The following is a 13046-nucleotide window of genomic DNA, read 5'->3' as shown; positions in this document are numbered from 1 at the left end:
TCTGTACCCGCCCACCGACAGGTGATCGCGGAAGCCCAGGCCGTAGCAGCTACGCGCGCCCGTCCTGTCGTCGGACGAGGACCAGGCTGGCGGCCGCGGCCACGAGCGCGGCGGTGCCGGCGATGAGGAAGATCGAGGACAGGGCGTCGGTGTAGGCGGTGTGGGCCAGGGCGAGGACGTGGTCACGGGTCGCGCCCTCGTAGGGCGCGGCCATGGCGTCGAACTGGCCGGCCGTCACCAGCTCGTGGACGTGGCCCACGTCGGCGGCCGGGATCCCTAGGACGGCCGGAGTGAGAGCGCTGTCCACGTGGCTGCTCAGCACAACGCCGAAGAGCGCGACGCCGACGGCCGTACCGAGCGGGAAGAAGCTGTTGGCCGCCCCGGAGGCGGTGCCCGCCCGTGCGGCGGGGACGACGCCGACGGCGAGGTCGAGCAGGTGCGGGAGGGTGAGGCCGGCACCGGCGCCGAGCAGGAGCAGCATCGGCAGGACGGCCGTCCAGTCGTCCGCCGGGCCGATGCCGGTGGCGCTGAACATCCCGGCGGCCACCAGCACCATGCCGAGCGCCAGTACGACCGACACGCGGAGCTTCTTGGCGAGCATCATGCCCACCGGCGCCGCGAGCAGCAGGGCGACGGACTGGGCGAGCAGCACGAGGCCGATCCGGAACGGGGACAGGCCGAGCATGCCGCCGAGCCACAGGGTGAGGAACGGCAGCAGGCCGAAGCTGAAGATCCGGGCGGCGAAGCTGAGCAGCACGGCGCCGCTGAAGGTGGGGATGGCGAACAGCCGCGGGTCGAGCATGGCTCGCTCGCCGAGGCGCCACTGGAGGAGGGCGAAGGCGGTGGTGAGGACGGCGCCGGCGGCGAGCGTGCCGGTCACGTCGAGGCGGGACCAGCCGTGCTCGGCGCCGGTCAGCAGCCCGTAGTTGAGCGCGAACAGGGCGAGGACGGCGAGTACCGCGCCCGCCTTGTCGACGCGTCCGGAGGCGACCGGGTCGACGCTCTCGGGGACCTTGCGGACGGCGCCGACGAGGATCAGCACGCCCACGGGCACGTTGACGGCGAAGAGCCAGGGCCAGCTCAGCCACTCGGTGATGGCTCCGCCGACCAGCGGCCCGAGGGCGGCGGAGACGGCGGCACCGGCCGTGTAGAGGCCGATGGCGCCGGTACGGGCACGGGTCGGCGCGCCTTCGTACGCGCCGGCGATGAGGGCGAGCGAGGTGCCGAGGACCATGGCCCCGCCGGCGCCCTGGACGGCACGGGCGGCGATCAGCACGCCGGCGCCGGGGGCCAGGGCGCAGGCGGCGGAGGCGACCGTGAAGACGGCCGTGCCGGCCAGGAAGATCCGCTTGCGGCCGATCCGGTCCGAGACCGAGCCGGCGGTGAGGAGGAGGGCGGCGAACGACAGGGTGTAGGCGTTGACGATCCACTGCAGGGAGTCGAGGGAGGCGTCCAGGTCGGCGCCGATCCTGGGCATCGCGACGTTCACGACGGTGATGTCGAGGGTCATCATCGCGGCGGCGAGCGAGGTGACGGCAGTTGTCCAGGTCCGGGCGGAACGGACGTCCGGAGGTGCCGCCTCGCCACCGTTCTCCTTATCGACAACTGCTTCTGACGTTGCGTCAGTCATGTCCACCCCTTCCCGGCGGTCCGCTGGAGACAACCGCGACGCTAGCACTAGATGGAAATGGTTTTCAATGCTATTAATGATGAACACACCGCGGGGAGCCACATCAGACCCGTGCCCCGCCACGCCCACCCATGGCCTCGCCATGCCCAAGGGAGGAACCCCACGTGTCGCAGGACCGCGCGGCGAACGCCGACGACCTGGCCACGGCGGTCGGCGAACTGCTCGGCGTGGCCGCCGAGTCGATCGCCGAGAACGCCAACCTGATCGAGCTCGGACTCGACTCGCTGACGATGATGCGACTGGCCGGGCGGCTCACGCGCACCGGCGCCGACGTGGGCTTCGCCGACCTCGCCTCGCAACCCACCCTCGCCGCCTGGCGCGGCCTCCTCGACCGGACCGGCACCGCCCCGGTCCGTCACGCCGGCACCGCCGTCGACGAGTCCGCGCCCTTCGACCTCGCCCTGATGCAGCACGCCTACTGGGTCGGGCGGGCCGACGGGCAGCAACTCGGCGGCGTGGCCGCGCACTTCTACCACGAGTTCGACGGCGAGGGCGTCGCCCCGGACCGCCTGGAGGCCGCCGTCCGGGCCGTGTTCGCCCGGCACGGGATGCTCCGCGTGCACATCCTCGACGACGGCCGGCAGCGGATCGCCGCCGAGTCCGCCTGGCCCGGCCTGCGCGTCCACGACCTTCGCGAGCGGAGTGCCGCCGAGGCCGAGGCGGAACTCGCGGAACTGCGCCGCCGCCTCTCGCACCGCACCCTGGACATCGCCAACGGCGAGGTGCTGGACGTCCGGCTCACGCTGCTCCCCGACGCGATCCGCCCCGGCGGCACCCGGATGCACGTCAACCTGGACATGGTCGCCGCCGACGCACTCAGCCTGCGCGTGCTGCTCGCCGACCTCGCCGGCGCCTACGCCGCCCCGGGCCTCCTGTCGGCCGCCCCCGGCTACAGCTACCCGCAGTACCTCGCCGACCGCGCCGCCGCCACCGACCCGGCCGCCCGGGAGGCCGACCGCGCCCACTGGCAGGCCCGTCTGCCCGCACTGCCCGCCGCGCCCCGGCTCCCCGTCAACGCGCACCCGGGCGAAGCCACCACCGTCATACGCCGCCACCGCCTGCTCGACCTCGCCGAGCTGCGCCGCTTCGAGAGCCTGGCACGGCGGCACGGCCTGACCCCGGCCATGGCACTGGCGGCCGTGTTCGCCGAGACGCTGACCGCGTTCAGCGCCGAGCCGGAGTTCCTGCTCAACCTCCCGCTCTTCGACCGCGCCCCGCTCCACCCCGAAGTCGATGATCTGGTGGGCGACTTCACCTCCTCCGTGCTGCTCGCCTGGAACGGCGGCACGCCCGGGACGTTCGCCGAGCGGGCCGGCCGCCTCCAGCAGCGCTTCCACGCGGACGCCGCTCACGCCGGGCACTCCGGGGTCGAGGTCCTGCGCGACCTCTCCCGCCTGCACGGCGAGCAGGTGCTGGCGCCGGTCGTCTACACCAGCGCACTCGGCCTCGGCGAACTCTTCTCGCCCGCCGTCCGGGAGGCCTTCGGGGAAGCCTCCTGGATCATCTCGCAGGGCCCGCAGGTGTGGCTGGACGCCCAGGTCACGGAGATCGGCGACGGGCTGCTGGTCAACTGGGACGCCCGGGAGGACGCCTTCGCACCCGGGGTGCTGGACGCGATGTTCGCGGCGTACGGGCGGCTGCTGGACCGGCTGCTCGGCGACGAGGACGCGTGGTCCACGCCGGTGCCCGCGCTGCTTCCCGCCTCCCAACTCACCGTCCGCGCACGGGTGAACGCCACCGCGGCGCCCCGCTCCGATGCCCGGCTGCACGACGCCTTCTTCGCCCGCGCGGCGGCCTACCCGCACTCCCCCGCCCTGCTCTGGGGCGCCAATGGCGTCCTCTCGTACGGTGAACTCGCCGACCGAGCCCTGGAGTTGGCCGGGCATCTGAGCGCGCAGGGCGCCGGCCCGGGCGACTTGGTGGCCGTCACCCTGCCGAAGGGCCCCGACCAGGTCGTGGCTGTGCTCTCGGTGCTCGCCACCGGCGCCGCCTACCTGCCGCTCGGCATCGACCAGCCCGCCGCACGCCGGGAGCGGATCCACCGGTCGGCGGGGGTCCGGCTGGTCGTGGACGACATCACCGTCCCCGCGGATACCGTTCCGCTGGCGGCGTCCCGAGACGGGGACGGCGACGAACTCGCGTACATCATCTACACCTCCGGCTCCACCGGCGAGCCCAAGGGCGTCGAACTCACCCACGCCGCCGCCGCGAACACCGTCGAGGACCTCAACCGCCGCTTTGCTCTGGATACTTCGGACCGTACGCTGGCGCTCTCCGCGCTGGACTTCGACCTCTCGGTGTACGACATCTTCGGCCCGCTGTCGGCCGGCGGCGCCGTGGTCTGCGTCGAGGAGCAGGACCGCCGGGACGCCACCGTCTGGACCGATCTGACGATCAGTCACGCCGCCACGATCATCAACTGCGTGCCCGCCCTGCTGGACATGCTGGTCACCGCCGCCGACCGGCCGCTCCCGTCGCTCAAGGCCGTGCTGCTCGGCGGCGACTGGGTGCCGCCCGACCTCCCGGCCCGGCTCGCGGCCGTCGCCCCCGACTGCCGGTTCGCGGCGCTCGGCGGCACCACCGAGACCGCCATCCACTCCACGCTGTGCGAGGTCCACGACGTGCCGGCGTCGTGGACGTCCATCCCGTACGGCACCCCGCTCGCGGGCGTCGCCTGCCGGGTGGTCGACCCGCTCGGCCGCGACTGCCCCGACCACGTGCCCGGCGAGCTGTGGATCGGCGGCGCCGGCGTCGCCCGCGGTTACCGCGGCGATCCGGCGCGCACCGCCGACCGGTTCACCGAGTACGACGGCCTGCGCTGGTACCGCACCGGCGACCGCGCCCGCTACCGGCCGGACGGCACCCTGGAGTTCCTCGGCCGGGCCGACCATCAGGTCAAGGTGCGCGGCCACCGGATCGAACTCGGCGAGATCGAGGCCGCGTTGACCGCCTTCCCCGGCGTCGGCCAAGGCATCGCCGTGGTAGGCGAGGACGGGCGACTCGCTGCCGCCGTCACCGAGCAGCGGAGGCAACAGTCCGCCGACTGGCCGGCGTTGGCGACGCTCGGTGCGCTCCGCGAGGGCGCCGAACTGAACACTGCCGCCCTACGCGCCCACCTCGCCGAGCGGCTGCCCGCTGCCATGCTGCCCGAGCGGATCGCCGTCCTGCCCGGCCTGCCGCTCACGCCCAACGGCAAGGTGGACCGGGCCCTGCTGCGCCGGGTGCTGGCCACCGCCGAACTGCCCGGCGCCGCCCCGGTCACCCCGCCCGCCGGCGACACCGAGCGGCGCGCGGCAGCGGCCTGGGCCGACGTCCTCGGCATCGCGAACGTCGGCCGGGAGCACGACTTCTTCGCCCTCGGCGGCGACAGCCTGCTCGCCACCCGCCTCGTCGGGCGGCTGCGCGCGGACGGGTTCGCGGGCACGCGCCTCTCCGACCTGTTCGCCCATCCCGTCCTCGCTGACTTCGCGGCCACCCTGCGCACGGCGGATCTTCCGCCCTCGGAGGCCCCGCTGCGCGCCGATCCGGACCGCCGCCACGAGCCGTTCCCGCTCACCGAGGTGCAGCGCGCCTACTGGCTGGGCCGCGACGAGGGGTTCACGCTCGGCGGCACCGGCTGCCACTACTACCGCGAGTACGACGTCCCGGACCTCGACCCGGCCCGCCTGGAGGAGGCCGTCAACCGGCTGATCGCCCGGCACGAGATGCTGCGCGCCGTCGTCGACGAGAGCGGTGAGCAGCGCATCCTGGCCGAGGTGCCCCGCTTCACCCTCACGGTGGCCGAGGCCGCGGGCGATCCAGAGGCTGGCGGCGACCCCGGAGCCGCGTTCGCCGAGCTGCGCGAGCGCGCCTCGCACCGGGTCTTCGACCCGGGCCGCTGGCCGCTGTTCGCCATCACCGCCGTCCGCGCGGGCGGGGTGACGCGGCTCGGCATCGGCATGGACAACCTGGTGCTCGACGCGCTCAGCATCCTGCGCTTCTACACCGAACTCGGTGCGCTCTACGACCGTCCGGACGTCGAACTCCCGCCCGTGGACGTCTCGTTCCGCGACTACGTGCTCGGCGCCGGCCCTTCGGCGCAGGAGCTGGGCGCCGCCCGCGCGTACTGGGCGGAGCAGGTGCCGGCGCTGCCGCCCGGGCCGCAACTGCCGCTGGCCGTCGACCCGGTGGAGGTCGTCCGGCCCCGGTTCACCCGCCGGGAGGCCCGGATCCCGGCCGCGCGCTGGCGCCCGGTCACCGAGCGGGCACGCGAGCACGGCCTGACGGCGTCGGCGGTGCTGCTGGCCGCGTTCGCCGAGGTGCTGGGCCGCTGGAGCGCCCGGCCGGACCTCACCGTCAACCTCACCCTGTTCGACCGCCGGGACGTCCACCCCGACATCGGCCTGGTGATGGGCGACTTCACCTCCCTGGTGCTGGTGCCCGCCCGTCCCGAGCCCGGCGAGACCTGGCTGGCCGCCGCCCGCCGCGTGCAGCGCGAGCTGTGGCGCGGGCTGGACCACCGCGCGCTGTCCGCCGTCGAGGTGCTGCGCGAACTCGCCCGGCACAACGGCGAACCCGGGACCACCATGCCCGTGGTGTTCACCAGCGCCCTCGGCGTGGGCGGGGAACCGGCGGACGGGCCGTTCAGCGAACCGGTCTGGGGCGTCTCGCAGACCCCGCAGGTCTGGCTGGACCACCAGGTGACCGAGACCTCCGACGGCGGTGTCCGGCTCACCTGGGACGTCGTCGAGGAGCTCTTCCCGGCCGGGCTGGTGGACGCGATGTTCGCGGCCTACCGGCAGCTCGTCGACCGGCTCGCCGACGACGACTGGCTCAAGCCCGTGCCCGACCTGCTGCCCGCCGGCCAACTCGCCGTCCGTGCACGGGTGAACTCCACCGGCGAGGCCGCCGGGGACCGCGTGCTGCACGCCGCGTTCTTCCGCCGCGCGGCCGAGCAGCCGGGGCGCACCGCACTGGTGTGGGGCGAGGGGGCGTCGCTGACGTACGGCTCGCTCGCCGAGCGGGCGCTGCGGGTGGCGGCCGTGCTGCGGGCGCGGGGCGCCGGGCCCGGCGACGTGGTGGCGGTGCCGCTGCCGAAGGGGCCGGAGCAAGTGGCGGCCGTCCTCGGCGTGCTGGCGACGGGCGCGGCCTACCTGCCGGTCGGGGTGGACCAGCCGGTGGCGCGGCGCGAGCGGATCCTCGCCGCTGCGGGAGCGCGGCTGACGGTGGACGCGGACGTCCTGCGGGAGGCGGAGCGCACGGCTCCGGCATCGGTGGCCGACTCTCGTCCGGACGACCTGGCGTACATCATCTTCACGTCGGGCTCGACCGGCGAACCCAAGGGCGTCGAGATCACCCACCGGGCGGCGGCCAACACCGTCGACGACGTCTGCGAACGGTTCGAGGTGGGCGCGGACGACCGGGTGCTGGCGGTGTCCGCGCTGGACTTCGACCTGTCCGTGTTCGACCTCTTCGGCCCGCTGTCGGTCGGCGGGGCGGTGGTGCTGATCGACGAGGAGGACCGGCGCGACGCCCGCCGCTGGCTGGAGCTGGTGCGGCGGCACCAGGTGACGGTGTGGAACACCGTACCCGCGCTGCTCGACATGCTGCTCACCGTCGCCGAGGCCGACGCCGCCCCCGAGCCGCTGCGGCTGGCACTGCTCTCCGGCGACTGGGTCGGGCTCGACCTCCCCGGCCGGCTCGCGGCGCTGCTGCCGGACTGCCGGTTGATCGCGCTCGGCGGGGCGACGGAGGCGGCGATCTGGTCCAACTCGTTCGAGGTACGGGCCGTTGACCCCGCCTGGCGGTCCATCCCCTACGGCCGGCCCCTGCGCGGCCAGCGCTTCCGGGTCGTCGACCCGCTCGGACGGGACTGCCCGGACCGCGTGCCCGGCGAGCTGTGGATCGGCGGCGCGGGCGTGGCGCGCGGATACCGGGGCGCGCCGGAGCTGACGGCGCAGCGGTTCGTCGAGTTCGCGGGCGGGCGTTGGTACCGCACCGGGGACCTCGGGCGGTACCGGCCGGACGGCACGCTGGAGTTCCTCGGCCGGGCCGACCAGCAGGTCAAGCTGCGCGGGCACCGGATCGAGCTCGGTGAGATCGAGGCCGCGCTCCGGTCCGGGCCCGGGGTCGGCCAGGCGGTTGCCGCCGTCGTGGGTGAGGGCGGCGGGCGGCGGCTCGTGGCGGGCGTCGTGCCGGTGGGCACGCCTTCCGGCGAGGTGCCTGGTGGTGCCGAGATGCTTTTGGGTGCCGAGGTGCCGGTGGACGTCGCGGCGGCGCGGGCTTCCGCCCGGAGGGAGGAGGCGGAAGCGGCGACCGCGGTCCTGGCGTGGCTGCTGCGGCTGGACCTGCTGGCGGACGGGTCGGCATGGCGGTTCGAGGATCTCGTCGCCCGACTGGGTGTGGTGGCGGAGCACCGACGTGTGCTGCGGCTGTGGCTGGGGCTGCTCGTCGAGCAGAAGGTCCTGGCGGAGGACGGCGACGCGTACCGGGCCGGGCCCGAACTGCCCGCCGCCCTCGGCCGGGAGCCGGGCCCGAACAGCCGGCTCATCGGACGGGCACACCGGCGGCTGCTGGAGCGCACCGACGACTACCTGCAGGTCCTGGCGGGCCGACTCGACCCGGTGGTGCTGCTCGACGACCACGTACTCGCCCCGGCGAGCCTGGCTGCCCACGACCCGGGCAACGGGCCTGCGCTGGCCGCGATCGCAGCACAACTGGCCGGCCTTGCTCGCGACTTGGGACGCCCGGTCGACCTCGTGGAACTGAACGGACGGGACGGCCGCACCGCCGAACACCTGCTCGGCCTGCTCGGCCCGGAGCAGGTGCGCTACACGCTCCTCGACACCGCGCCCGGCCTGCTCGCCACGGCCGCCCGGCGGCTGGAGGCGCAGCCGCACGACACCTCGTGCCGCCTGCTGGCCTCGCCCGTCGTCCCTGACGACCTGCGCCACCGCTTCGACGTGGTGCTCGCCGCCAACGTGCTCCACCGCTACCCCGAGCCGGAGCACGGACCGGCCCTCGCCGCCCTGCTCGCCCGGCCGGGTGGGCGGTTGCTCGCCGTCGAACGGGCCGAGCTGACGCCGATCGCGCTGCTCACCGCGGGGCTGCTCGACCGCGGCTACGAGGGCTTCGACCGGGAACGGCGGCTGGCCGGCTCGCCCACCCTGCCCGCGGCACGCTGGGCCGCGCTGTTCGCCCGCGCCGGACTGGAGGCGACGGGGCACCGGGCGGTGTCCGGCTCGTTCCTCGACCTGGTGTGGGCCGAACGCCCGTCGACCACCCAGGACCCTCATCCGGACGCACTGCTCGCCCACCTGACGGACCTGCTGCCGTCCCCGATGGTCCCGGAGCGGATCGAGGTCCTGCCCTGGCTGTCCCTCAGCGCCAACGGCAAGGTCGACCGCCGCGCCGTCGCCGCCGCCCTGGCCGGCAGCGGCGACGAGGACGGAACGGACGAGCCGCCCGAGGGCGAGCTGGAGTGCGAACTCGCCGAGATGTGGAGGGAGCTGCTGGAGAAGCCGGTGATCGGCCGCCGCCGCGGCTTCTTCGAACTCGGCGGCGACAGCCTCCTCGCCACCCGCTTCCTCACCCAAGTCCAGCGCCGCTACGGCATCGAGCTCCCCCTCCGCCGCATCTTCGCCGGCCCCAGCCTCGCCCAGGTCGCCGCCGCGATCGCCGACGAACTCGCGCACCTCGCCGACGCCGAGGAGGGCACGCTGTGACCGGCGCCCTCGGCGGCCGGTGCGCAGGAAGTCGGACCCGTCGACTTGTCGCGCACCCCGCTCCATCGCCCCGGGGCAAATATGTAGACCGGCCGGCATATTCCACCCCGCCCACACACGACGCGCCGATCCCGCACGCAAGAAGTCGGCCTGGTCGACTTCCTGCGCCGCCGGTCCCGCCGCGCCAGCAGAAATCTGTAGACCGACCGACATATTTTGCCTGGGCTCGCACCGAACCCGCCCGGCAGACGAGAGCGAACGGAGGTACCGCGTGATCGGCGTCATCGGGGGTTATGGCGCCGTCGGTGCTCAGGCTGTGCGGGTGCTGGCGGGGTGGGGGGTCGGGCCGTTGCGGATCGGGGGGCGGGACGTCGACCGGGCGGCACGGGTTGCGGCGGGGGTGGGCGCGGGGGCCCGGGCGGTGCGGGTGGACGTTGCCGATGAGGCGTCACTGGTGGCGTTCGTCGATGGGTGCTCGCTCGTCGTGCACTGTGCCGGCCCGTCGCACCGGACGGCCGTCCGGGTGGCGCGGGCCGCTCTGGCGGCCGGGGTGCCGTACGTGGATGCGGGAACGGCCGATGGAGTCGGCTCGCTCAGACCGGGGCACCACACGCGGGTGGCTGTGTTCGCAGCTGGCGCGTTGCCCGGGCTGTCCGGGGTGCTGCCGCGCTGGCTGGCCCGGCAGGGGTTCGACGCGGTGCGCGGCCTGACCTCCTACGCGGCCGTGTTGGACGCCTTCACCGCGACCGGCGCCGAGGACTACCTGCACGGCGTCCTCGGCTCCGACAGTGAGCCGTCGGCAGCCTGGGTCGAGGGCGCCCGCCGGCCGGGTGCAATGGCCCGCGCGGCTGGGCTCCGGCTGCCGTATCTGCCGCGTCCGGTCACGGCCGTGCCCTACCTGGACGCCGAGGGCGAGCAGTTGGCCCGCGACCTCGGGCTGCACGACGGTCGGTGGTACACCGCGTTGGACGGCGAGCACTTGCCAGCTGCCCTGGACGCGGCCCGCGCGCTCAGTCGGGCGGAGGCGGTCGCGGCACTGTGCCGGGCGACCGCACTGGACGTCGCCGGGCGCAACCCGTACGCCGTGCTGCTGGCCCAGTTGGACGGCGTCGCGGCCGGGCGGCCGGTGAGCCGGACGGCGGTGCTGCGGGCGCCCGGGATCGCCGAACTGACGGGCGCCGTCACGGCGGTGGCCGCACTGGCGGTGTTGCGTGGCGAGGTCCCGCCGGGTGTGCACCTGGCGGACGCCGTGCTGGACCCGGTGGTGGCCGTCCGGCGGCTGCGCGAGGTGCCGGGCGTCGCGCTGTCGGTGGCCGAGGCGGGCATCGCCGAGCTGTCCGTCGTCGAGGAGGGCGCGCTGTGACCCGCCGAGCGCCGGCCCCGACGGCACACCCGTACGGCGTGCCCATCACCTGGCGAATACGCCGTGGACCAGAACAACGAGGAGGACCAGTGACCGCACGACGGCTGCGGGTGGTGGTGTGTGGGACGACGTTCGGCCAGTTCTACCTGGCCGCGCTCGCCGCGCTGCCCGACGAGTTCGAGATCGCCGGGGTACTGGCGCGCGGCGGGGAGCGGTCGGTGGCGTGCGCCCGGCGCTTCGGGGTGCCGCTGTTCACCGATCCGGACGCGTTGCCGGGCGACATCGACCTCGCCTGCGTCGTCGTCCGCTCCGGCGTGATGGGCGGAGCCGGGACGGATTTGGCGCTGCGGCTGCTGAAGCGGCGGATCCACGTGCTCCAGGAGCAGCCCGTGCACCACGACGACCTCGCCGCCTGCCTGCGCGAGGCCCGGCGTCAGGGTGTGCGGTACCGGCTCGGGGATCTCTATGTGCGGCTGCCTGCCGTCCGGCAGTTCGTCGGGGCGGCGCGTCGGCTGCTGGCGCGGCGGCCCGCGCTGTACCTGGATGCCGCCTGTTCGGTGCAGGTCGCGTTCCCGCTCGTCCATCTGCTCGGGGAAGCGTTGGGCGGGGCCCTGCGGCCGTGGAGCATGGATCAACTGCAGGGCACACAGGGCCCCTTCGGGCTGCTCAGCGGGACGGTCGGCGGGGTGCCGGCCACCCTGCGGGTGCAGAACGAGGTGGATCCGGACGACCCGGACAACCACATCCACCTCCTCCACCGGATCACCCTCGGCACGGCCGCGGGCAGCCTCACGCTCAGCGACCCGCACGGCCCGGTGCTGTGGAGCCCTCGGCTGCACATCCCGGACGCGGTGAAGGACGGCTTCGACTTCGACGGACCGGGCACCGCCCACCTCGACGAACCCACGACGACCGTCCTCGGCCCCGCCGAGCCGCCGTGCTACCGGGATGCGCTGAGCCGGGACTGGCCCGCCGCCATCGGCGCGGACCTGCTCGCGCTGCGGGCCGCGACCTTCGGCGCGCCGGACGCCGAGCGGCCCGAGCAGTACCACCTGACGCTCGCGCGGCTGTGGCAGGACGTCACCACCCGCCTCGGCTATCCGCTGCTGCGCCCTGGCCAGAGCCACAAGCCGCTGCCCGCAACGGAGTTGAAGATCCCTACCCTCGACGATCTCGTCCGAAGCGCCGCCGACGCCGCCGAACCGCAGGCCCACCACGTCACCGCCGACCGGACGGCGGCCTTCGTCCACGCGCTGGACGAGGCGGTGCTCGCCTCCATGCTGCTGACCTTCCAGCAGCGCGGGCTGCTCCTGCCCGACAGCCCGGGCAGCCTGCCGACCACGGCCGACGAACTGCTGACCGCCGTGGCGCCCGCCCACCACACCCTGGTCCGCCGCTGGCTGACCGTCCTCACCGACCGCGGCCGCCTCACCCGGGACGGCGACCACTACACCGGCCGCATCACCACCGACCGGCTGTCCACCACCCAGGCCTGGGACGAAGCCGCCGCCCTGTGGAAGGACGGCCTGGGCGGCGCCGCGTTCGTCGACTACCTCCGCCGGAACGCCGAGCGCCTGCCCGCCCTCCTCTCCGGCGAGCAGCAGGCAGCGCTGCTGCTCTTCCCGGAAGGCAGGACCGAACTCGCCGACGCCGTCTACCGGGAGACCGTCACTGCCCGATACCTCAACACCGCCGTGGCCACCGCCGTCCGCCTGCTCGCCGAGTCCGCCACGGACCGGCCGCTGCGCGTACTGGAAGTCGGCGCGGGGACGGGGGCGACCACCGAGGCGGTGGTCGCGGAGGTCCGATCGGGCCGGGTGGACTACCTCTTCACCGACGTGTCCCGGTTCTTCCTCGGCCCGGCCCGGGACCGGTTCAAGGCGCTCCCCTGGCTGCGCCACGGCCTGTACGACATCGACCGGCCGCCCGCCGAACAGGGCCACTCCCCCGGCTCGTTCGACGTCGTGATCGCCGCCGGGGTGCTGAACAACGCCCGAGACGCCGACGCGACCGTCCGCAGCCTGGCCGAACTCCTCACGCCCGGCGGATGGTTGCTGGTCACCGAGCCCACCCGGGAGCATCTGGAGATCCTCACCTCCCAGGCGTTCATGATGACCACCGCCCACGACGCCCGCCTCGCCTCCGGCACCACCTTCCTCTCCCGCACCCAGTGGCTGGACGTCCTCACCGGCGCGGGACTCCGGGAGATCCGCACCCTCCCGCCCGAGAACCACCCGCTCGCCCCGCTCGGGCAGCGACTCTTCGCGGCCCGGACCGCACAGGAATGAGC

The 13046-nt window shown here is 74.5% G+C and carries 4 protein-coding genes and 1 pseudogene; 4 read left to right on the top strand and 1 reads right to left on the bottom strand.

The genetic code is table 11. From position 1 onward, the window contains the following. Positions 1 to 49 precede the first annotated feature (49 nt). Positions 50 to 1630, bottom strand: a complete 1581-nt coding sequence (locus KV557_RS11640; protein ID WP_218199755.1) for an MFS transporter — start codon at positions 1628 to 1630, stop codon at positions 50 to 52. Positions 1631 to 1794: 164 nt separating this feature from the next. Here KV557_RS11640 and KV557_RS11635 point away from each other — a divergent pair, with 164 nt between their 5' ends. From KV557_RS11635 to KV557_RS11625, 4 genes and pseudogenes are all read left to right on the top strand, one after another. After that, complete coding sequence (locus KV557_RS11635) at positions 1795 to 9393, top strand: non-ribosomal peptide synthetase (RefSeq protein ID WP_308129859.1); 7599 nt, start codon at positions 1795 to 1797, stop codon at positions 9391 to 9393. Between the two features lie 19 nt (positions 9394 to 9412). After that, positions 9413 to 9955 (top strand): annotated as a pseudogene (locus tag KV557_RS44840) (saccharopine dehydrogenase NADP-binding domain-containing protein); the annotation flags it as partial. Positions 9956 to 10009: 54 nt separating this feature from the next. Next, positions 10010 to 10756 carry a hypothetical protein gene (locus KV557_RS11630; RefSeq protein ID WP_256177249.1) on the top strand — a complete coding sequence of 249 codons (747 nt, stop codon included), beginning with the start codon at positions 10010 to 10012 and terminating at the stop codon, positions 10754 to 10756. 89 nt (positions 10757 to 10845) lie between these two features. Continuing rightward, complete coding sequence (locus tag KV557_RS11625; protein WP_218199752.1) at positions 10846 to 13044, top strand: bifunctional Gfo/Idh/MocA family oxidoreductase/class I SAM-dependent methyltransferase; 2199 nt, start codon at positions 10846 to 10848, stop codon at positions 13042 to 13044. Positions 13045 to 13046 lie beyond the last annotated feature (2 nt).

The sequence above is a fragment of the Kitasatospora aureofaciens genome (assembly GCF_019192735.1).
Lineage (GTDB): Bacteria > Actinomycetota > Actinomycetes > Streptomycetales > Streptomycetaceae > Kitasatospora > Kitasatospora aureofaciens_A.
This window is presented reverse-complemented; position numbering and strand designations above follow the sequence as displayed.

Excerpts from the sequence above, each read along its gene's own strand:
- KV557_RS11640 (WP_218199755.1), bottom strand. The coding sequence starts at position 1,630 with ATGACTGACGCAACGTCAGAAGCAGTTGTCGATAAGGAGAACGGTGGC.